This is a genomic window from Ameyamaea chiangmaiensis (assembly GCF_013376175.1).
Taxonomy (GTDB): Bacteria; Pseudomonadota; Alphaproteobacteria; order Acetobacterales; family Acetobacteraceae; genus Ameyamaea; species Ameyamaea chiangmaiensis.
In genome coordinates, this window is the sequence record NZ_JABXXR010000024.1 from 1 (window position 1) to 20,939 (window position 20,939).

At 61.3% G+C, this 20,939-nt stretch carries 26 protein-coding genes; 15 read left to right on the forward strand and 11 right to left on the reverse strand.

Features of this window, described 5'->3' with window-relative positions; genetic code table 11:
- On the forward strand, positions 1-340 hold a 340-nt coding region (locus tag HUK82_RS05410), incomplete at its 5' end, for an NAD(P)H-dependent oxidoreductase (RefSeq protein ID WP_176612979.1).
- A 302-nt stretch (positions 341-642) separates the two neighbouring features.
- Here the strand turns inward: HUK82_RS05410 and HUK82_RS05415 are convergent.
- Positions 643-1,206, reverse strand: coding sequence for an NAD(P)-dependent oxidoreductase (locus tag HUK82_RS05415; protein WP_176612980.1), 564 nt, complete (start codon positions 1,204-1,206; stop codon positions 643-645).
- 179 nt (positions 1,207-1,385) lie between these two features.
- Between HUK82_RS05415 and HUK82_RS05420 the strand changes: the two genes are divergently transcribed.
- From HUK82_RS05420 to HUK82_RS05445, 6 genes are all read left to right on the forward strand, one after another.
- Positions 1,386-1,970, forward strand: a complete 585-nt coding sequence (locus HUK82_RS05420) for a carboxymuconolactone decarboxylase family protein (RefSeq protein WP_077808145.1) — start codon at positions 1,386-1,388, stop codon at positions 1,968-1,970.
- Positions 1,971-2,070: 100 nt separating this feature from the next.
- A complete protein-coding gene (locus HUK82_RS05425; RefSeq protein WP_176612981.1) occupies positions 2,071-2,646 on the forward strand; it encodes an isochorismatase family protein in 576 nt (191 codons plus the stop codon).
- Positions 2,647-2,686: 40 nt separating this feature from the next.
- Entirely contained in the window at positions 2,687-3,586 is a 900-nt protein-coding gene (locus HUK82_RS05430) for a hypothetical protein (RefSeq protein ID WP_176612982.1), read from the forward strand.
- Positions 3,587-3,631: 45 nt separating this feature from the next.
- Positions 3,632-5,032: an MFS transporter gene (locus HUK82_RS05435; RefSeq protein WP_176612983.1), complete on the forward strand. Its 1,401-nt coding sequence runs from the start codon at positions 3,632-3,634 to the stop codon at positions 5,030-5,032.
- 51 nt (positions 5,033-5,083) lie between these two features.
- Positions 5,084-5,533 (forward strand): MarR family winged helix-turn-helix transcriptional regulator, encoded by a 450-nt coding sequence (locus tag HUK82_RS05440; RefSeq protein WP_077808142.1) that lies wholly within the window; start codon positions 5,084-5,086, stop codon positions 5,531-5,533.
- A gap of 107 nt (positions 5,534-5,640) precedes the next feature.
- Positions 5,641-5,904: a hypothetical protein gene (locus HUK82_RS05445; RefSeq protein WP_176612984.1), complete on the forward strand. Its 264-nt coding sequence runs from the start codon at positions 5,641-5,643 to the stop codon at positions 5,902-5,904.
- Here the strand turns inward: HUK82_RS05445 and HUK82_RS05450 are convergent.
- A complete protein-coding gene (locus HUK82_RS05450; protein ID WP_176612985.1) occupies positions 5,873-6,772 on the reverse strand; it encodes a LysR family transcriptional regulator in 900 nt (299 codons plus the stop codon). The genes HUK82_RS05445 and HUK82_RS05450 overlap by 32 nt on opposite strands.
- 101 nt (positions 6,773-6,873) lie before the next feature.
- Between HUK82_RS05450 and HUK82_RS05455 the strand changes: the two genes are divergently transcribed.
- Entirely contained in the window at positions 6,874-7,635 is a 762-nt protein-coding gene (locus tag HUK82_RS05455) for an SDR family oxidoreductase (protein WP_176612986.1), read from the forward strand.
- A 499-nt stretch (positions 7,636-8,134) separates the two neighbouring features.
- Here HUK82_RS05455 and HUK82_RS17675 read toward each other — a convergent pair whose 3' ends face one another.
- The 4 genes from HUK82_RS17675 to HUK82_RS05475 form a co-directional block, all read right to left on the reverse strand.
- Positions 8,135-8,425, reverse strand: a complete 291-nt coding sequence (locus HUK82_RS17675; protein ID WP_176612987.1) for a YXWGXW repeat-containing protein — start codon at positions 8,423-8,425, stop codon at positions 8,135-8,137.
- A 75-nt stretch (positions 8,426-8,500) separates the two neighbouring features.
- Positions 8,501-8,974: a periplasmic heavy metal sensor gene (locus HUK82_RS05465; protein ID WP_176612988.1), complete on the reverse strand. Its 474-nt coding sequence runs from the start codon at positions 8,972-8,974 to the stop codon at positions 8,501-8,503.
- Entirely contained in the window at positions 8,974-9,453 is a 480-nt protein-coding gene (locus tag HUK82_RS05470; RefSeq protein WP_176612989.1) for a hypothetical protein, read from the reverse strand. The genes HUK82_RS05465 and HUK82_RS05470 overlap by 1 nt, the downstream gene beginning before the upstream one ends.
- 8 nt (positions 9,454-9,461) lie before the next feature.
- Complete coding sequence (locus HUK82_RS05475) at positions 9,462-10,121, reverse strand: RNA polymerase sigma factor (protein WP_176612990.1); 660 nt, start codon at positions 10,119-10,121, stop codon at positions 9,462-9,464.
- A 490-nt stretch (positions 10,122-10,611) separates the two neighbouring features.
- Here HUK82_RS05475 and HUK82_RS05480 point away from each other — a divergent pair, with 490 nt between their 5' ends.
- On the forward strand, positions 10,612-11,310 hold the full coding sequence (locus tag HUK82_RS05480; RefSeq protein WP_246495825.1) for an alpha/beta hydrolase: 699 nt from the start codon (positions 10,612-10,614) through the stop codon (positions 11,308-11,310).
- A gap of 324 nt (positions 11,311-11,634) precedes the next feature.
- Here the strand turns inward: HUK82_RS05480 and HUK82_RS05485 are convergent, their stop codons facing one another.
- Positions 11,635-12,075, reverse strand: a complete 441-nt coding sequence (locus HUK82_RS05485) for a MarR family winged helix-turn-helix transcriptional regulator (protein WP_176612992.1) — start codon at positions 12,073-12,075, stop codon at positions 11,635-11,637.
- A 63-nt stretch (positions 12,076-12,138) separates the two neighbouring features.
- On the opposite strand from HUK82_RS05485, the gene HUK82_RS05490 reads away from it, so the two are divergent.
- Positions 12,139-13,254: an FAD-dependent oxidoreductase gene (locus HUK82_RS05490; RefSeq protein ID WP_176612993.1), complete on the forward strand. Its 1,116-nt coding sequence runs from the start codon at positions 12,139-12,141 to the stop codon at positions 13,252-13,254.
- 248 nt (positions 13,255-13,502) lie between these two features.
- Here HUK82_RS05490 and acuI read toward each other — a convergent pair whose 3' ends face one another.
- The 3 genes from acuI to HUK82_RS05505 form a co-directional block, all read right to left on the reverse strand.
- Complete coding sequence (gene acuI, locus HUK82_RS05495; protein ID WP_176612994.1) at positions 13,503-14,504, reverse strand: acrylyl-CoA reductase (NADPH); 1,002 nt, start codon at positions 14,502-14,504, stop codon at positions 13,503-13,505.
- Positions 14,505-14,574: 70 nt separating this feature from the next.
- Complete coding sequence (gene acuR, locus HUK82_RS05500; RefSeq protein WP_176612995.1) at positions 14,575-15,189, reverse strand: acrylate utilization transcriptional regulator AcuR; 615 nt, start codon at positions 15,187-15,189, stop codon at positions 14,575-14,577.
- A gap of 68 nt (positions 15,190-15,257) precedes the next feature.
- Entirely contained in the window at positions 15,258-15,677 is a 420-nt protein-coding gene (locus tag HUK82_RS05505; RefSeq protein ID WP_176613009.1) for a winged helix-turn-helix transcriptional regulator, read from the reverse strand.
- A gap of 100 nt (positions 15,678-15,777) precedes the next feature.
- On the opposite strand from HUK82_RS05505, the gene HUK82_RS05510 reads away from it, so the two are divergent.
- From HUK82_RS05510 to HUK82_RS05525, 4 genes are all read left to right on the forward strand, one after another.
- Positions 15,778-16,797, forward strand: coding sequence for a zinc-binding alcohol dehydrogenase family protein (locus HUK82_RS05510; protein WP_176612996.1), 1,020 nt, complete (start codon positions 15,778-15,780; stop codon positions 16,795-16,797).
- 11 nt (positions 16,798-16,808) lie between these two features.
- Complete coding sequence (locus HUK82_RS05515; RefSeq protein WP_176612997.1) at positions 16,809-17,195, forward strand: nuclear transport factor 2 family protein; 387 nt, start codon at positions 16,809-16,811, stop codon at positions 17,193-17,195.
- Complete coding sequence (locus HUK82_RS05520; RefSeq protein ID WP_176612998.1) at positions 17,192-17,623, forward strand: cupin domain-containing protein; 432 nt, start codon at positions 17,192-17,194, stop codon at positions 17,621-17,623. The genes HUK82_RS05515 and HUK82_RS05520 overlap by 4 nt, the downstream gene beginning before the upstream one ends.
- 124 nt (positions 17,624-17,747) lie before the next feature.
- On the forward strand, positions 17,748-18,761 hold the full coding sequence (locus HUK82_RS05525; protein WP_176612999.1) for an L-dopachrome tautomerase-related protein: 1,014 nt from the start codon (positions 17,748-17,750) through the stop codon (positions 18,759-18,761).
- A gap of 364 nt (positions 18,762-19,125) precedes the next feature.
- Here HUK82_RS05525 and HUK82_RS05530 read toward each other — a convergent pair whose 3' ends face one another.
- Positions 19,126-19,848, reverse strand: coding sequence for an SDR family oxidoreductase (locus HUK82_RS05530; RefSeq protein ID WP_246495827.1), 723 nt, complete (start codon positions 19,846-19,848; stop codon positions 19,126-19,128).
- A 114-nt stretch (positions 19,849-19,962) separates the two neighbouring features.
- On the opposite strand from HUK82_RS05530, the gene HUK82_RS05535 reads away from it, so the two are divergent.
- Complete coding sequence (locus HUK82_RS05535; protein ID WP_176613000.1) at positions 19,963-20,904, forward strand: LysR family transcriptional regulator; 942 nt, start codon at positions 19,963-19,965, stop codon at positions 20,902-20,904.
- Positions 20,905-20,939: the final 35 nt, after the last annotated feature.

Sequence of the window (20,939 nt, forward strand, 5' to 3'; positions counted from 1 at the left end):
CACCGCAGGCGGGTGGCCCGAACATTATTCGGACCGCGGGATCAACGGCCCGATCGACGATCTGCTGTTCCCGATCAATCATGGGATCCTTTTCTATCCCGGCTTCACCGTCCTGCCGCCCTTCGTGGCCTATCGTGTCGATCGGATGGACGAGCCGAAATTCACGCTTCTCGCGGAACAATTGCGCGAGCGGATGAAGAGTCTGGAAACGATCGCGCCGATTCCTTACCGCAAGCAGAATTACGGTGACTACCAGATCCCGACTATGGAACTGCTGCCCGGATTGGTGCCCCCCGGAGCGCAGGGCTTCGCGGTGCATCTTGCCCCCGAGCGCGACTGACCGCCGCGCCGCAATGAGGGAGGAGCGTCAGCGTCCGCAAATGTGCTCTGGAAGCGGGCATGAGCTGGATGCTGATTGAGGATCGGCATTACTCATAGCCAACGGTGACCGAACTCATGCATCTGACCGAACTCCGTTATCTGCTGACGGTTATCGAAGCTGGAAGTTTCGGTCGGCAGACACACTCCCCACATCTTTCAGCATCAGCACTCAGCCCCAAAGCGCTCGCTACTGGCAACTGTGCATTTCCTGATTCATTCTTGAAGCGTCCGCGACGAGCCGCCGACGTTTCATCCGCATCATTAAGCGAGGCACTGACTTTCCGCGGGGCCGACATACATCGTGCCCGCTCCAATCCCAGATCGGCTCGACGGAAATGACCGCCCGCCATTGAAAACACAGCCTCCCAAGCATTTGAGCACTGGCAGCAGGCGAAGCCAAACATCATTGACGCCAGTCGCCAGTATGGACAGCTTCCCAGCTTCAGCCTCCGCCGGCCCTCCGAAAATAATGGCGCCGACATATGTCTGTCCGCGTTGCGCATGACCCTCCCGCAGACGACGCGCCTGGGAGCAGGAGATTGTGCCGCAGTTGACGTGAATCGCTCGCGGTGACAGCCCGGTTGCGATGCCATCTTCACCGAAGATCATGTCCTCAAGCGTTACGTCATCGGCCATCATCGAAAAGACGACGTCCACCTCCCACGCGACGGAAGCTGGTGTTTCAACAAAAGTTGCACCACGGGCAACAAGGTTCTCTGTTCTTGCCGATACGCAGTCATAGACAACGAGGCGATGTCCGGCCGCGAGAAGGCGCTCCGCCACAAGCTGCTCCATAGCGCCAACTCCGACAAATCCAACGTTCATTGTCGATCTCCCTGAAGTTCGTGTCGCTTCCGACCGGCGGTCGAAACACGGATGTCGAACCCGATCTTATATGCCTTTGACTATTTTAGATAGGTATGTCATATAGGTCTAGTCGGGCGCCACGATCCGCGCCGGTTAATTTTCCTCGCGCCGTGGCAGCACGCTACAGGAGGACATTGATGTCTCATCTGACGGAATATCCCTTCAAAATCGCTATCCCTTTGCCAACTGACGCGGACATCGGCGCCGAAATGGCGACCTACCTCCGCGAGAAGGGGCAGAATTACAAAGATGGCCGCATGATGCTGGGCGCCGGATCGCTCGGCGTCCCTATCATCGAGCTGGCCCGCGCGGTATTCCGGGTCGACGGCGTTGATCCGAAACTGCGCGAATTCATCTGCCTGCGTATTTGTAAGCTCCTCGGGGGTGTAAATCCCTGGGGTCCGAATCTGCGCATGCTCGACAATCTGAATGCCAGCACAGCAGAAAAAGAGGGCATTCAGAACGATGGCCCCGTGACGGGTATGGATGAAGAGGCGCAACTCATCATCCAGGCAACCGAAGAATTGACGCTGAAGGGCGCAATCTCCGACCCCGTTCTGGAGGCCATGCGAAATCGTTATTCTGACGAGATATGCCGGAAATATATTGCCGTCATGTGTTGGTATAACTTCTTCAACCGGTATCTTATCTCGACGCGGGTCCCTGCGGAAACCGACGAAGAAGTCATCGAAAAAGTGGGCGACAAGACAATGCCCGCCTGAGCGCGGCCGGAATGTTGCGCTCCAGGAAAATAGCCCGGCGGATGTTCAGCAGCCATGCAAGCCGGGCGAAAATCATCTTCACAATACGGAGAATATAATTATGCCAGTCACAGTCCTGGATAAAATCCCTGCCCTCATCATCGTCGATCTTCAGAAAGGTCTCGCCGGCCTCCCGACGGCTCATCCGTTTGGTAGTGTCGTCGACAATTCACGACGCCTCGCCGAGGCATTCCGCAAAAAGGGACTGCCCGTCGTCCTGGTGAACGTGGCCGGCGGCGCTCCCGGTCGGGCCGACGTCCACCAGAATCAGCCCTCTGGCGCCTCGACGGCGCGCCCGGCCGACTGGGCCGAACTGCTGGAAGAACTCGACCGGCAGCCGGACGATATTCTCGTCACCAAAAATACCTGGGGCGCTTTTCAGGGGACCGACCTCGCCGAGGCTCTGGCCGCACGTCACGTCACGCAGGTCGTCATCACCGGCGTCGCCACAAGCATCGGCGTGGAATCGACGGCCCGGTCGGCACACGAGCACGGGCTGCACGTCGTTCTCGCCACCGACGCCATGACCGATACCAACGCTGCGGCCCACGAACACAGCACCAGCCGGATTTTTCCGCGCCTGGGCGAGACGGCCACGACCGACGAGATCCTTGCCAAGCTCGCTGCACACGCCTGACAGCGCGCAATCACCCCGCCACGATTGAGGAGAAACCGTCGTGCAGATCGTCGCCATCGCAGAAGCGCCTACCACTCGCCAGGGCCGGGACAGCTCACTTCGTACCGGCGGCACCGTTCGCCAGACGCTGCTCAGCGACAGTACTGCTGACGGGCTGAACTTCCGGTTTATCCGCAGTCAATATCAGGGCGGAGACTCGGCGTTTGAGTCCCCGAAGCACCGTCACGCCTTTCAGCAGATCCGCTTCACCGAAGCCGGCTCGGTCAATTACGCTCCTGGCCACGATATTTCTCAAGGGGACATCGCGTATTTCCCGCGTGGGGCCTACTACGGCCCCCAACGCAAGGACCACGGCGCGGGCCTCCTGCTTCAGTTCGGTTTTCATGGCGAACACCAGTCCGGACCGGAATGGACACAGCACCGCGCCGCCGCTCTGGAACGTCTGAACGCAAGGGGGCGCTTTGAGGGCGGCATCTACTACGAGCAGGACGAGGCCACCGGCGGCGAAACCAAGCGCGACGCGAACCAGGCTCTTTACGAGGAACAGTATTTTGCCCGGACGGGGCGAAAGTTCTCCATCCCGCCGCCAGGCTATGCAGAGCCGATCCTCTTGCACCCTGCAGCATTCGACTATTATCCGACCGCCGCAGGCGTCCGTGTCAAACAGCTTGGGCATTTCTTCGACCATCCCGGCCCGAACGCCGACATCCGGATCGGCATGATCGAATTGGCCGACGGCGCATCCTATGAGTTCGCTTCCGACCGCGCTCAAATCGCATGGACAAGCGATGCCGGGCTCCGGGTCGACGGCACGACGCACGGCAAGCTCACCTGCCTCTACAGCCCACGCGATGAAACGGTGACGGCCAGCGCCGCCACCACGACCGCGGAGCGGCAGGTCATCGAGCTGTATGTGCTGGAATTGCCGCGCCTCGACTGACCGGGACACATCACTCAACAACGGAGCACGCTCGCTCGCACGTCTATGATCACGCATTCACAACAAATAACAACGTACGGCCGGTTCCCACGCCGGTTTCTCGCGCCCCTCATGCTCGGGGCAATCCTCAATCCCATCAACTCTTCCATCATCGCGGTCGCCCTCGTGCCCATCGGGGCAGCGTTCGGCGCGCGCCCGGCTCAGACCGCCTGGCTTGTGTCGGCGCTCTATATGGCCACCGCGATCGGCCAGCCGCTCGTCGGCCGGTTCGTGGACGTCTTCGGTCCCAAGCGCCTTTTCCTGCTGGGCGCCTTCCTGACCATGATCGCAGGCATAATCGGCACCGTGGCCCCCGCTCTATGGGTGCTCGTCGTCGCGCGTGTCATCCTCGGACTCGGAACCTGTGCCGGCTATCCCTCCGCCATGTCGCTGATCCGCAAAGTGGCAAATCACGACCATCTCGAGAGTCCGGCTAGCGTCCTGACCGCCTTGTCAGTCACAGTGCAGACGATCGCGGCCATCGGTCCGACCTTGGGCGGCCTCCTCATCGCTCTCGGCGGCTGGCGCCTCACCATGGCCATCAACATCCCTCTTGGTATGGCCGCGCTCCTGCTGGGCTGGATGATGCTTCCGGCCTATGGCACCGGCACACAGCAAGATGAACGTGAAGCCCTCCGCAGCTTCGATTGGGCCGGCACCGCACTGTTCGCAGTAGCGCTGCTTGGCCTGCTGCTGTTCCTCATGGCACCTGGCACCTCCACCCTGTGGAGCTTGGCGATGGCCGCTTCTGCCGGCGCCGCGTTTGCCTTCCACGAGCTTCGCGTGACGGCACCTTTCATCGATCTCAGGCTTTTATGGGGCAACCTGCCACTCCTCGCGACGTACGCCCGTGCCCTGGCCGCCTCAACGACGTCCTATGCCTTCATCTACGGCTTCAGCCAATGGATGGAGGAAGGTCGCGGCCTGAGTGCCTCGAAGACAGGACTTCTACTGCTGCCGACTTTCGGCGTCGGCATCCTGGTTTCCACTCTATGGGGACGTACTCCACAGGTGCGGGGCAAGCTCGTTGTCGGCGGAACCTTGCAGGCCGTCGTCGGAAGCGTCTTGCTGCTGACCTCGCCGGGATCACCGATCTGGTTTCTTGCGACCGTCACCGCCCTGCTGGGTATCCCGCAGGGGCTGCTGAGCCTCTCCAACCAGAATGCACTCTATCACCAGGCGCATCCTGAGAGCCTCGGCGCCTCCTCAGGCCTGTTACGCACCTTTCAATATTTTGGTGCGATCATCGCGTCCGCGGCAACGGGCATGGCTTTCGGGCATCGCGCCGATACGACCGGCATGCACGAGCTCGCGGCTTTTATCATCATCGTCTCGACCCTCGCCCTGCTCGTCACTCTGCTCGATCGCTCGCTGGCTCTCGCCCCAGGCGCAGGGAAGTCCAGGTAAAGAGGTCATTATTGATTGCGCCTCACGACATAGCTATTTAAGATAAGAAGAATGAAGGACGAAGACCTGCATCGATTGCTCGGGCAGTTGCGCACCCTGCAGCGCCGCCAGCGTCGTGAACGCCCTCCAGTCGAGGGGCTCTCGCAGTCCGCTGTGCGCGTGCTGGGCGTGGTGGCGCGAAGCGAGTGTGGGTCGCAACCCACTCAGATCGGTCGCGAACTGGTCATGACCTCATCCAATGTGGCCGGCGCACTCTCCGAGTTGACTGAGCGGGGTTTTGTTGAGCGGACGGCTGATAGGGTAGATACGCGCCGCGTCAACATCACTCTCACCCCAGCCGGTGAGCGGCTGGTCGCTAGAGATCGCGCATTGCGCGACGACTGGCTTGCTGAAGCGATCCAGAATCTGCTTACGAATAAAGAGGAAGCTACGCTCATCGCCGCCGGATATATTCTCGAGCGCCTCGCCAATTATTTCCCGACACCACCCAGAGAAAATTAACCTACAATACGGCTTATTTGTTTTCGGCAGTTCTTTGGACCCTCGACGAATTTGTATTTCAACGTCGTTGCTCAGCGGCTTCACACCCCTATTCAGGGACTGACGACATGACATTCATTCGTCGGCCGCTGGAAGTCTGGCAACTGATCTGCGCGATCACGGCCGCTGAGCGGGGCAGCATCCGGCGCGCGGCGGGGGATCGACCCATCCGCTCCATGCGGACGACCGAGGCCAGGGCGGTGATGAACCGCGCTATCGACACCGGCCGGGAGCGGCTGGCACAACAGTTCCTTGCTTCAGAGGACCTCACCCATCTGACGCGGCTTCGTGCGACAGGCCTCACGCGCCCGGGTGAAGCCTCGGGCCGATAATCTCCACCAGCCAGTCGACGAAGACCCGCACACGCGGAGAAAGCTGCCTGTTGCTTGGATACAGCACCGAAAGCGGTGTAGGTGTCGGCGGGAAATCGGCCAGAACCTCGATCAGCCTGCCGATCGCGAGATCATCGATGAAGCGGTAACGTGGCGCCTGTACGAGACCGAACCCTTGCCGCGCTGCGGCGGCACTGGTTTCCGCGCCACTGACCAACAGCCGTGTCGGCAACGTTACCTTGATCACTTCGTGCCCGCGTGTAAACTCAAGCGGCAGAGCTTGGCCGGTGCGCGACGACACGAAGCCGATCATTTGATGGCCTTCAAGGGCCTCCGGTGTCGCGGGCATTCCATGCTGGGCAAGATATTCCGGGCTGGCCACGGTGACCTCTTCCATTACTCCCAGATGGCAGGCCACCATCTCGCTGTCGGCGAGTGCCCCGGCCCGCACGACGCAATCCACGCCCTCGCGGACCAGATCGACAAACCGTTCGCCCTCTCCAAGATGGACAGTCAGGGCAGGATGCCGCGCGAGGAAGTCGGGCATCGCCGGAAGCAGGATCGTGCGGGCCAGATGACCAACGACGTCGACCCGCAACACGCCAGAAACGGCGCCTGCTGCATTCCGATCCGCGTCCTCAAGGTCGGCCAGGATTGCGATGCACCGACGATAATAGGCGTCTCCTTCCATTGTGGGTCGGACGTGGCGGGTCGAGCGGTGCAGCAACCGGGTTCCCAACCGGCTCTCCAACGCCTTGATCGCTGCGGTCGCGACAGGCCGCGATACACCGCAGGCCGCCGCTGCGGCACTGAAACTGCCGCGATCGACAATGCGGATGAAAAGATCGAGTGTCGCGAGCCTGTCCATGCGATTATTCCATGGCGCAAAACAATGCTGTCGGAAAGGACGATCTTATCGAATGGGCCATGGTGTGACCAACATGGGGCCACCATCAAACGGAGAGCCCCATGCCAGCAGCAAAGACCATTGCCCTCGTCACCGGCGGAAGCCGTGGCCTCGGTCGCTCGACTGTTGAAGCGCTTGCCCGACGCGGCGTTTCATCAATCTTCACCTATCATGCCAACCGGGCTGCTGCCGACGAGGTTGTCGGCACTGTCGAACACAGTGGAGCCCGTGCCGTGGCCCTGCAACTCGACACCAGTAACATTTCTGCCTTTCCACCATTCCTCGAAGAGGTTCGAACAGTGCTGGGCGAATGGGGTGCCGAGCGTTTCGACTACCTGGTCAATATGGCGGGGACGTCACATAGCGGACCGTTCGGCGAGGTGACGGAGGAAGATTTCGACGCCGCCTATCGTGTTCATGTCAAAGGCCCGTTCTTCCTGACGCAGACACTACTGCCGCTCATCGCGGATGGCGGCCGGATCGTAAATATCTCTTCGGGGCTGACCCGTTTTACATATCCCGGCCGGATCGTTTATGCGTCGATGAAGGGGGCTGTGGAAGTCATGACACATTACATGGCCAGGGAACTCGGGCCGCGTCGCATCGCCGTCAATACGGTCGCCCCGGGCGCCATCCAGACAGATTTTTCGGGGGGCGCTGTCCGGGACAATCCGGAGGTTGCCCGGCATATCGCGGAGGCGACAGCGCTCGGGCGCCCGGGGCTTCCAGACGATATCGGCCCGATGATCGCCTCGCTGCTGTCCGAGGACAATCGCTGGGTCAATGCGCAACGGATCGAAGTCTCCGGCGGCCAGTGTATCTGAGCGCCGGCATCGTCTGCCTTGCCGTCTGAATAGCCGGATCACCCGTGGAATGCCGCTGAGACATGGCCAGCTCGCTTTATGATAAGGCCACGCGCGATCATTCAAGCCCCCATTATCACTGAGCGTGACGACTAAGGTCCTTGCCAATAGCCAAGCCGGACGACGTCTATCGTCAGGGTGCCGTGACAGCGCGAAGATATCGTATCGGCGGCATTCCGACATGGCGCGTGAAGGCAGTGCTGAATGTGCTGGCCGAGCCATAGCCAGGCGAGCCGTATCAGCCATTCCGCCGCAGCTTCCTTAGGAGCATGCGCGCCGTGACATACAGGTTATGCCGGGAACAGGTCACCCCAGAATGGGGTCAGTCGGGAAACACGATCCACGTTGGCAATACGCTCGTCGTAGAATAGGACAGGTACCATCAACGCCGCGGCACTCTGGAAGATCGGGAGCAGGTTGCGCTGGCCAGCTACTCCCTCTGTCAATTATGGTCATGTCATTATTTCCAATGTCCTGCAATCCAGACCCATCCCCTGAGACTTGCCCGCCACGAGCCCGGAACCCAGATGAGTTTCGGCATCGGCCGGCCAATCCAATGGCCTGGAAGCCACACATAACGCGCACGATGCCACTTCCAGTGTCCGGGATCCCATACGAACTTCTCCGGCGCTCCCGGCGGAGCAACCATCATCTCGTGCGGTGCAGGCGGCGGAGGGCCAATCATGACGACCTGGGCCTGCGCGCTCGGAATTGTCATACACACAATGAAGCCTAATATTACAAATTTCATTTATGCTCTCCGGATGCCTGCGGGATTACTGCGCGCCAATGACCGCGCGACAGGGTATCCTCAAAACCTTCCCAATTATCTTTTAAGGGCGGCCGTATTATCCTCCCCGCCGCGCTCGTCTGTCTCCGGGGCAATCAGGAGCTTTCTCCCTGTCGGCGAGATCTGCGACAATGCGACGACCAACGCCGTATCGAAGGGGGCGGTAAACAGGTTCCAGTCCTCCCGCCATTCGGCCATCGCCGCGCGCAATTCTCGCGTGTCGAGCGGATCAGACAGAATCAGCCTGTTGACGCGCCGTCGTGCCCGGCTCAGGCGTCTGGAATCTTCCTCCATGTGCGGATCATTTTGCTCAATGACCGTTCGAAACTGTCGCGCATCCTCCGGACGCAATCTTTTTTCGACCTCCGCCAGCACCGACGTCAGCGGCGGATGTCTGGTCTCGGCGCGGTGGTGCGGAAGAATAAATCCCGCCACTACCGCCAACAGGAAAACATTCGCAAATACGGAAGCCACAAGCGAACGACGCAGACTTCTCTGGTCGAGCATCATCAATGTCCTCCCAGCAGGGTCATCTGCATGGCCGAGAGCAGATCGGCCTGTGGTGCGCTGGCCAGAAATTGCCCGATCCAGATGCCGCAACACCCGAACGCACTGCTTCCCGCAGTGACCCAGATCACGTGTCTCCAATCGTTTCCCGCAGAGAGGATTTTCGACGTGAAGACAGATAGACAGGCGAATATGCCATCTCCATTGGGACCCTGCGCGGTGTCGGCTGCCATGGCGTCCGCCATTGTGGAACAGAGACGCTCCAGAGCCGCGTCCTGCTCTCCGCCCACCCAAAAGGTCGCCTCCCGGTCCGAGGAAGCACGCGCGATCAACCGATCCAGTCGCAGTTCCTCATCGCGGATGGATCTAGCTTCGGCGGACGAATGCAGCAGGTTCTGGCCCACCCCTCGCTCGCCCTCCGGCCAGCGTTCCAAATGGGCGCCATACTGTCCGCAGAGCACGCGAAAGCGCACGAGAGACATGCCCCCCCTCATGTCAGACTCCTCCTTTCCGGCAACAGACTCGTTCGGAGCAGCGCGCGGGCGCGAAACAATCGCCGTTCGACCGCTTTGACCGAGAGACCCAGAATATCGGCCGCCTGCACTCCGGTCAGTCCTTCATCATAAACCAGCGTGAAGACCGCTGCGTAATGGGCTGGTAGCGTCGTCAACGCGTTCGAAAGGGCCACGATCTCGTCGGTTCTCTCGATGATCTCGTCAGACAATGGCAAAGGAGAGGCTATCCCCGGATCTTCCGTCACCATGTCCGGCGTCCGCCGTCGGCGGGCGTCGATACAGAGATTGGTCACGATACGATAGAGCCAGGTGACCACAGCGCCGCGCGATCCATCGAATTGCCGGGCGTTCTTCCAGGCCCGCATGAATGTCTCCTGCACCAGATCCTCTGCCACGGCCCGCTCCGGCGCCAGCCGACGCGCGACCCGCAGCATCGCGCGCCCATGGCGCCGCACGACCTGTTCGAACGCGGCTGTGTCTCCCTCTGCCGCCCACATGAGCAGATCGCCGTCGGGCGCGTCGAGATAACTCTGGCGATGCCGTGTCGACGGTCTAGGGAACATGAGGTGCCATCGGGCGGCGCACTCTTTCGCATCCCATCGCATGCCCGGGAACGAGGCGAACTGTAATCCCATGACACGAATCCATTATCTCCACCCGGCACATCGCTCGTCACAGGGATTACGAGAGAGGGCGCCCTCCCCCCCTCGGAGTCATGATTTTTGTCGCGTGCCGGAAATCATGCCATCGCTCGTTCGTTACTTTATTTTTATACCCAGTGCAGGGGGGCCACCTCCCCGATCTGCGTAGTCCTCAGAAGATTGCTCAGATCAGAAGGGACCGAACGTGATTGGCAGGCGCACTCTCATAAGTGGCTCACTGGTAATGAGCGCGACCGCCGTTTCGAACGGCGCTCACGCACAGATGCTCGCCTTTCGAGACAGGCATCGGCACCACGAAGATATGTCGACGGAGCAGCCTCCAGGGTTTCCGATCTGGCCCGGCCCGCCGCCAGGGGGCGGCGGGCCGGTATCAGGCGAACACGTATCCAGAACGGGCGCCGTCACGAACGTCGCGGTTCCGACGCTTACGGTTCTTCGCCCGGTCCAGCCCAACGGCGCCGCGATGCTCATCGCGGGGGGCGGCGGATATAAGCAGATCGAAAACGGAAAGGAAGCGATCCCTGCCGCCCGGTGGCTGGCGTCCATCGGGGTGACGGCCTTCGTCCTGACATATCGCCTGCCGAAGGAAGGCTGGACCGTCGGCCGGTTCGCGCCGTTTCAGGATGCCGAACGCGCCATTCGCATGATCCGCGGTCAGGCACGCTATTTCGGCGTCGACCCGCGCCGCGTGGGAGTAATGAGTTTCTCCGCCGGGGCTCACCTGCTGGGGATGGAGACGGCCTGCGCGGATCAACTGTCCTACACGCCGATCGACGCGCTGGATCAGGTATCGGGGCATCCCGATCTGACGCTGCTGATCTATCCTATCGTGACGCTTGAGCCACCCTACCAGGATACATCCACGAGACGCGTCCTGATCGGCGATCATCCGAGCCCTACCGAAAGCGCGCGCTGGTCCGTGCAGACGCACATTCATCCGGGGCTGGCGCCGTTCTTCCTCGTCCAGGCGGCGGACGATCCCGTGTCGAACCCTGCGAACACCGCAATCCTTCAAGCTGCATGCGAACAAAACGGTGTGGAGGTCGTGCGCCACCTGTTTCCGACCGGCGGCCACGGTTTCGGCCTCGGGAAGCCAGGAACCGCGACGGTGGAGTGGCCCGGAATAGCCGAACAATGGATGGCCGGGCACCGGTTTATCTGACGGAAATTCCTTGCTCGCTGAGGTAATCGAGACATGATTTACATAAAGATCGTAGGGTCCATAGCGCTGATGAGCGTTCTGTCGGGATGCTATGTCTATCCGGCGCGCCCGCATCACCGCGCGCCGCCCCGCCCGCCGCCGGCATATTACTACGTGGTTCCTCCGCCGCCGCCCGGGCCGGTTTATTAGCTGCGGTTTTTTTGCTGTTAAACCGGGCGGCGAGCGTGGTGGACGCCGCCGCTGAAACTCTGCGTTCACATAATTATGGACCTTGTGGACGCGTCTTTCGTCCCAGCTCCGCCTGACGCTGTGCGTTGCATCCGATCAAAGCGCCTCGATATTCTCGAGCACGCGGCGCAGCAGTCCGACCAGCGTCGTAACCTCGTCCCTCGACAGCCCGCGCGTCATGTCGGCATTGCCCTCACGTAGCACCTGCCGTCCTTGCGGCAGCCGGTCGATCGCCGTCTGCGTCAGCGAGACGAGACTACTGCGGCGATCGTCGGGATCGGGCGTGCGGCGGATGAGCCCGTCGCGCTCCATACGCGAGAGGAGCTGCGCCATCGTCGGCTGCTCGACGTTCACCAGCGCCGCGAGTTCCTTCTGCGACCGTGATTCGCCGTTCTGCAGCATCGCCAGCACCGGCAACTGTGCCGTGGCCAGACCGAGAGGCCGGAGCCGCGCATCGCCGATCCGCATGAGTCCCCGCCCGATGCGGCTGAAATAATGCCCCGGATGATCGAGCGGATTCCATGTGTCGTCAGCCATTGCATAGGTTCCTATATTCTACTTATATAGGAACCTATGTAGGCCTTGGAGGGCAAGTGGACAATGAACAGGCGTATCGGAATCGTCGGAGGCGGACCGGGCGGCTTGATGCTCGCGCGCCTGCTCCAGCAGCGCGACATGAACGTGACCGTTTTCGAACGCGACGACCATGCGGACGAGCGGCCGCAGGGCGGATCGCTCGACCTGCATGAGGAGACGGGACAAAGGGCGATGCGCGCGGCCGGTCTGCAAACCGCGTTCTCCGCCGCCGCCCGGCCGGAGGATCAGGGCGACCGCCTCTATGACGAGTGCGGTAAGCTGTTGTTCGACCATGACGGCGAGGCGGCAAATCGCCCCGAGATCGATCGCGGGGATCTGCGCCGCATCCTGCTGGACGCACTCGCACCGGGCGTCGTGCGCTGGGGGCAGCGCGTATCCGGGATAGCAGCCGAGGATGGCCAGATCCGGGTACTGCGGGACGATGGACAGGACGCGTTCGATATCGTCATCGGCGCGGACGGGGCGTGGTCGCGGCTGCGCCCGTTCCTGACGGATGCCCGCCCCGTCTATCAGGGTGTCGTGCTTCTGGAGCTTGGATTCGACGAAGTTCGGCATCCACATGCGGCGGTTCTGGTGGGCCGCGGCAAGATGTTCGCGGTCGGCGACAATCGCGCCCTGGTGCTCCAGCGCAACGGGCATGGCCACATCCGCTTTTATGCGGGCGTCCGCATGGCGGAGGACGAGGCGATCGCATTGTGCCGTGCCGATCCCGATGGGGCACGAACGCGCATGACAGCGGCGTTTTCGACATGGGATGCGGGGTTGAGGCGGCTCATTGGCGAGGGCGATTTCATCGGTGTGCGGCCGATGCATGCGATGCCGATCGGCACGCGCTGGACCGCGCACTCGGGCGTTACGCTGCTGGGCGACGCCGCCCATCTGATGTCGCCGTTCAGTGGCGAGGGGGTCAACCTCGCCCTGGCCGATGCCGTCGATCTCGCGGACGCGCTGACGCACGCGAGCGGTCTTGATAGCATCCAGACCTACGAGGCGATGATGGCAGTGCGTGCGGAGATCGCCGCGCACGGCGCCGCGGCAGGACTGGACAGCGTGTTTTCGAAGGACGGTGCAACACGTGTACTTGCCCATTTTCAGCAACGCATCCAGGGCCGCTCATGATCCATCCGTCTGTCAAAACTGTCATCGTTCAGAAGACCGCAGGCGTTTATGAGATGGGGTGGTTGCCGTCCTCCCCAGTCGGCGTTGCGATGTGCCAACGTGGTGCTCGGGAACAGCCGACACAGCGGTTTTCCGCGTGGAACAGCCGGAATTATGCCAATGGACTCTTGCGCCCCCTACAAGGGGTTGAGCGGCGCGTTCGTTGCGACGCACCGGCCCAGTGGTGATATGTATAACTGTCGTGATGTTCAGACTTCGGTCCCCGTGTTGACGATGACACGTCCGCGAATCCTGCCATCCATCAAGGCGCCGGCCACGGCCGAGACATCGGCGAGAGGGATTGCGGTCGTCATCGTGTCCAGAAGATGTGGATCAAGCAGTTCGGCCAGACGGTTCCACGCTATTATCCGCCGTTCGCGCTGACAGTAGACGCTGTCGATCCCGATCAGCGACACGCCGCGCAGGATGAAGGGCGCTACCGTCGCCGGAAAATCCATACCGGCCGCCAGACCGCACGCCGTGACCACGCCCCCTGGCGCCATGCCCGCGCATAGATTGGCCAGCACTCGTCCGCCCGCGACATCGACGGCCCCTGCCCAGCGCGCCCGCGCCAGGGGCTTGCCCGGTTGCGTGAATTCATCGCGCGGCAGGATCGAAGCCGCCCCCAGCGCAGTGAGATAAGCACTTTCTTCCGACCGCCCGGTGATCGCCTCGACTGTGTAGCTGAGCCGGGAGAGCAACATCACCGCGATGCTGCCCACGCCACCCAAAGCGCCCGAAACCGCGATCGGTCCGGTGTCCGGCTGGATGCCTCCATGTTCCAACGCCATGACACAGAGCATGGCGGTGTAACCCGCCGTCCCGATCGCCATGGCCTGCCGGGTCGAAAGACCTTTCGGCAGAGGGACCAGCCAGTCCGCGCGCACCCGTGCGCGACCGGCCAGACCGCCCCAGTGCTTCTCACCCACGCCCCAGCCGTTCAGCACCACCTGGTCACCCGGCGACACGGCGGGATCGGTGGACCGCACGACGGTCCCGGCAAAATCGATTCCCGGAACCATCGGGAACTGCCGGACGATCGGTCCTCGGCCTGTGATCGCCAGAGCGTCCTTGTAGTTCAGGGAGGACCATTCGATCTGCACCGTCACATCGCCATCCGGCAATGCGTCCTCGCCCATCTGGCGAATATCAAACCGCTTTTCTCCTGCCTCGTTCTTTTCGATCAGCAGAGCCTGAAATTGCGATGTCATAAACATTCCCCCCATTAGACCGATTGTCTATCAAATGACCCTCATCATCCGGCGCCGGTCATGACGATGCCTACGGGGCCATGATCAGCCTGATGAAGCCATCTTCAAAGTCCCGAAGCGGCGCGGCACTGCGTTCCAGTCGCGCCCGCAGGACGGCCCCTTCCCACCCGGTCCAGAAGAACCGTGCCCAGTCGCGCGCGCGGACGGAATCGACTGGCAGAAGGCACGCCGTCAGCCGGTCTTCCCATCCTCTCAACACGTCACGGAGCGCCGTCCGATACGCATCCGGCAAGGCCACCAGTTCCTGCCCGAGGTTGCCGATCAGGCACCCACGTCGGAACCCATATCGCTCCATGCCCCGGCACGCATCCGCGATAAAGTTCCGGAGCCGTTCGACCGGTTCGGTCTTCTCATCCTTCAGCCAGCGATCGAGTTTCGCATTGAAGTAGCTGGCATAAGCGTCGATCAGAACCAGCCCGAACGCCTCCTTGCTCGCAAAATAGTAGTAGAACGACCCCTTCGGCACCTGCGCCCGCGTCAACAGCTCCTCAAGACCGGAGGCGACGAAGCCCTTTTCGGTCAGGGCCACGACGCCCTCCCGGATCAGTCTCTGCAGGGTCAGAGAATAGCCGTCGTCCGATTTCGGAGGGCGGCCACGGCGCCGTTGCTGAACCATTGAGGTCATGGCGCATTTTATAGACCGATCGTCTTTTAAATTGAAGTGGCCTTCTCCACCGGGACTTCACATCGTCGTCAACGACCGTCCATAACGACGGAGATCGGCCGTTCGTCACCATGACATGAGACATCCGGTTTCGACATAGGACCCTCACCCTTTCCGAAACTGGTGTGCGCATCGCCCCAGTGCTTCAGCGCCATGATGACCGGCTCCAGACTCCGGCCACGCTCGGTCAGGCTGTATTCCACCTTCGGCGGCACTTCGGCATAGACCGTGCGCAGAACGAACCCATCCTGCTCCAGCTCACGCAACTGCGCCGTCAGCATGCGTTGAGTGACATTCGGCAAACGCTTTCGGAGGGCGTTGAAGCGCATCGTTCCTTGCAGAAGATGGAAGAGGATGACTCCTTTCCACTTCCCGTCGATGAGTTCGAGCGTCGCTTCCACGGCGCAGCCGGGGCTGCAATCCAGTTGCTTGTGACGAATGCGGGGCATGACGGTATCATTTCCGATACTATGGGCGTTATATGTGCGTTCTTGCGAATGCTGAGCATAACGCTTCATCCTCCCTCCATTCAACGATGGAGCGGACATCATGCGTGCTGTTGGTTATCAAGCCCCCCTGCCGATCAACAACCCTGACTCGTTGCAGGATATCGAACTCCCGAAACCCGTGCCGACCGGACACGACCTCCTGGTCGAAGTCCGGGCCGTTTCGGTCAATCCTGTCGATACCAAGGTTCGGTCCAGCGCGACACCCGAACCCGGCCAATGGCGTGTGCTCGGCTGGGACGCTGCGGGCGTCGTGACGGCAACGGGGCCGGATGTCCGTAATTTCGCGGTCGGCGACGAAGTCTTTTATGCCGGATCGCTGCATCGTCCGGGTACGAATGCCCAGTTCCATCTGGTTGATGAACGGATCGTGGGCCATAAGCCGAAGTCGCTGGACTGGACGCAGGCCGCCGCACTCCCGCTGACTGCAATCACGGCATGGGAGATGCTGTTCGACCGACTCGACATCCGGCGACCTGTTCCCGGCACCGCGCCGTCCCTGCTGATCGTCGGCGGTGCGGGTGGCGTCGGCTCGATCGCGATCCAGCTTACCCGCGCGCTGACCGACCTCACAATCATCGCCACCGCGTCGCGCCCCGAGACACAGGAATGGGTCCGCAGCCTCGGCGCGCATCATGTGATCGACCATCGGAACGCCCTCGCCGGACAGATGGCGCACCTCCCGACCGGCGCTCCCGGCTTCGTCTTCTCCACGACGCAGACGGACCAACACTTCGCCGATATCGTGGAAGTACTGGCGCCGCAGGGACATTTCGGGCTGATCGACGACCCGGAAGAACTCAACGCGTTGCCGCTCAAGCGCAAGAGCCTGTCGCTGCATTGGGAACTGATGTTCACACGGCCCATGTTCGAAACAGCCGACATGGCCGAACAAGGCAAATTGCTGAACGAGATCGCGGCACTCGTGGACAGTGGGCGCATCCGCACGACGCTGGGCGAGAATTTCGGTCCGATCAACGCGGACAATTTGCGCCGCGCGCACGCCCTGATCGAGAGCGGGCGGGCGAAGGGGAAAATCGTTCTCACCGGCTTCGGTGAGTGAGGAGGATCGACATGAACGCGACATCATTGGATCTGGTGCGGCGCTGGTATGCGACCGGCGACACGTCCTTACTGGATGACGATATCATCTGGTCGGTGCTCGACACGTTTCCCGAGGGTGGTGGTTATGTCGGTCGGCATGCCGTCGGGGAGCGTTTTTTTCCGGCAGTAAAGACCCATTTCACTGAATATGTTACGGCACCGGAGACATTTCTGACCGATGGCGCCAATGTCGCGACGACCGGATTCTATCGGGTGCGCACGACATTCGGAAAAGCGGGTGAGATCGCTTTCGCTCATTTCTGGACGACCCGTAATGGAAAAATCGTGGCGTTCCATCAGGTGGCTGACACCGCAGCATTACGGGATCTCCTAGCAATCCGGGAAACAGAGTCATGAGCGTGGATACCGCGTATCTACCTAACCCGCAGGGTGGTCGTTTCGACCTCAATGCCATCGCGGCATCGTTTCCTGACACGGCCGACACGATGCTTCTGGACACGTATCTGACGGACTCCGCGTCCCGGAGTATCCGGGTCTTTCGCGTCTATCGCGGCGTACCCGCTCATTATCACACGCAGTGCGACGAAATCCTGCATGTGCTGTCCGGCGAGGGTACGTTCTGGATAGACGACCCGGCCACCGAAGCTGCCTTCACGCCGGGACAGCTTCTTGTCTTCCCCAAGCGTGCCATTCACGCCCTGCCGCGTATCCTTCGCGCGCCTGTGGTGTTCCTTGCCATAGACACCCCCCGGCGTGCCCAGGATGACATTACCTTCGTCAATCCCGAAGACGGTACGCCAGCCGAATTCATCGCAAAGATCTGACAGCGTGAACCGCCTCAAACTGTGGCTTCCATCCCTTCCACCAGTGTCGTCTTTGCGTTTCGCCCTGATCGCGGCGAACCTCGTCCTGGGAAATGTCTCGGCGAGAGGCGCTGAGACCACCGACATGCGATCACTTCGCATCGAAGCGTCAAGCTCGGTTCTGGACTGGAATGCCGTCGCCCTGGCTGCCAATCATATCTTCGTCGGGGGACCACGCTGGACCGGCTTTTCTGGCCCCGCAGTAGCGGTGCTTACCAAAGGAAACTCGCTTCGCCCTTTCCCGAACCCAGAATGGAACGGCTGGAAACCGGGCCTTGACGCAAAACAGCGCTTCGTCAGCGTCAACGCCCTGCATATCGACCCCGAAGGCAAACTTTGGGTGGTCGATACAGGCACACCGCAATTTGGTGGGCCGCCGGTCGAGAATGGTCCCAAACTGGTCCGTCTCGACCCGGTGACGGGGAAAATCCTGCATGTCTATCCGATGGGTCCGGACGTCGCTCCCGCCGGAAGTTATATCGACGACATCCGCTTCAACGGACCGCATGCCTATCTGACCGACGCTGGAAAGGGTGCCATTCTGGTGCTCGATATCACCACGTGCGCCGTTCGTCGCGTTCTCGACGCCTCCCCGGCCACGCATGCACGCCCGGATCGACCGATCGTCATTGACGGGAAAGTCGTCAGAAACGCCAATGGAACCCCGCTTCTGGTCAACGCCGATCCCCTCGAAGTCAGCCCGGACGGGAAATACCTGTATTTCGGACCACTCGAAGGTCCGTGGTCGAAGGTACCGACCTCGCTTCTGGACGATCCCGTAATATTGCCCGCGACACTTGCCGCGTCCGTGACCCCTTGGGCCGATCTCCCTCCGATCGGCGGTAGTGCGATGGATGAACACGGCAACCTGTATTTCATCGCTCTGAAAGATGAAACCGTCTACCGGCGCGATCCGGAAGGGAAGATCGTGCCTCTTGTATCGGATCACGGCCTGCACTGGGCCGATGCTCCGTTCCTTGCACGCGACAGGCGACTATGGCTCCCGGTCGCGCAACTCGATCGACTCGCACGGTTCAACCACGGGGTGAATCATATCCAACAACCTTTCCTGCTTTTCTCAATCATTACTGAGCCGTGACGAAGCACAATGAAGCGTCCGCCCGTCGATCTGTGGCAACTGCTGCGCGTGCGGGCGATCGCCGAGCAGGGGAGTACCACGGCGCGGCGCGTTTCCTACCCACCTTATGACTACCGGTGATCTGCGTCCAACATGGCCATAACGTCGCGATCATGGAAATCCGGGAACACTCACGGCTCCTCCCACCGGGAATTCGGGATCGTCTGGCGGCCCGACAGTGAAAATGCCTGCGCCCGGGCTAGCGCTCGCTATATCAAGCGCAACTGACCGTGATGCCACTTTCCCGACGACGTCCAGCTTTCTCTTCTCCGGGTCCTTGACAACCCTTTGTCGTCTGGACTGCCGCCGAGGCTTGCAATCCGCGCTACACCAGCAAGCCACCCCCATCAATGACGAAGCTCTGCCCCGTCGCGAAACGCTGCTTCATCAAGAACACATAGGCGGCCGCCAGATCGTCTGGTTCACCGATACGCCGCACGGGCAGCTTCTCGCGGACAGTCGCGTACATCGCATCACGATTTTCCTCCGGAATGTCGTTCCAGAGCGGAGTCTTCACGAAGCCCGGCACCACGATATTGACCCTGATCGGCGCCAGTTCGATCGCCAGCGCGCGCGTCAGCCCTTCCATCGCGCCGCAGATACTCGCGCCCAATGCCCAGCCGGCTTGCGGCGGCCGCGCACCCGCGATGCCGGAGGTAAACACGATGGAACCGCCTGGTTGGATCAGGGGCGCCGCATATTTCGCCGCCGTCAACGCGCCCCAATAGCGCAACTCAAAGAACTGTCGCGCAGACGGTAACGCCATGTCCACGATCGATCCGAGTTGAAGGCTTTCTCCTGCGGTGAAAACCAGGTGATCGAAGGGCCCGATCGCAGCAAAAAGTCTGCTCACCTCTGCTTCGTCACGCAGGTCAAGCGCGTGTCCATCCGTGCCGTCCGGCAGCCGTGCCAAAGCGGCGTCCACGCTGGACCTGCGGCTGGAGGCGATCGAAACCCGCGCGCCTTCGCCTGCCGCCGCCTGAGCAACCGCCAATCCGATTCCCGATGTCCCACCCAGCACCACGACGCGTTTGTCTTTCATGTCCATCCGTCACACTCCGCTGCGGGCGGCAGAAGCACCGCCTATGCGACGCATATGCCTGCTGGACATCTCATGATTCGAGCGCAATCCTGTCATTCCAATGATGACGGGAAGTCAACTATGGCTATCGATACAAGGCTGTTGAGCGGTATCGAAACGCTGATCGCGGTGGCGGAGACCGGTGGTTTCACCCGTGCAGCCGCAACGATGGGCCTGACGCCATCGGGTGTCAGCCGAGCCGTCGCACGCCTGGAATCCCGCCTCGGCGTCCGGCTGTTCGACCGCAATGCCCGCTCAACGACATTGACGGAGGCCGGGCATCGACTGGTGGCCGAGATTGCGCCCCTGCTCGCCGGGATCGAGGAGGCAGCAAGCAGTGCCGCTGGTGCGTCGGCGACAGTTTCCGGGCGACTGCGCGTCAATTGCGATCCATGGTTCGCCAGTCTGCTGCTCGCACCAAAGCTTCGTTCATTTCTCGACGCCCACCCTGCACTGACACTGGATCTGGTGGCACGCGACACTCTGGGCGATCTCGTCTCCGAAGGGTTTGATGTCGCGATCCGCTTCGGCGAGCCACCGCCCTCCGGTCTGATCACACGCAAATTGCTGGAAGCGCGTATCGTGACCTGCGCGTCTCCCGCCTATATCGCGCGCCACGGTCGTCCCATCCATCCGCGAGATCTGGAAACAGGCCCGCATGAATGTCTGCTGTTCCGGGATCCGGCGACCGGACGTCCTTTCGACTGGGAATTCCACCGGCAAGGCAAAATCCTGAATGTCTCGGTGCGCGGACGCCTGATCCTGAACGATGTCGCAACCGGCCTGGCCGCGTGTGTCGCAGGGCTGGGCGTGGCGCAGCCCATGACGCTCGGAATCGACGAGCTTCTACGAAGCGGCACCCTGATCGACCTTTTTCCGGACTGGTGCGATGAATATTTTCCGCTTCATGTCTATCATCCGTCGCGTCATCTTCCGCCCGCGAAAGTGCGGGCGTTTCTGGATTTCATTTGTAATGATGTCGCGACAGCCCAAATAAAACACAATGGATTTACCAGTCTGTAAGGGAGGCCATTATGCGTCGACGTCTGCCCCTGACA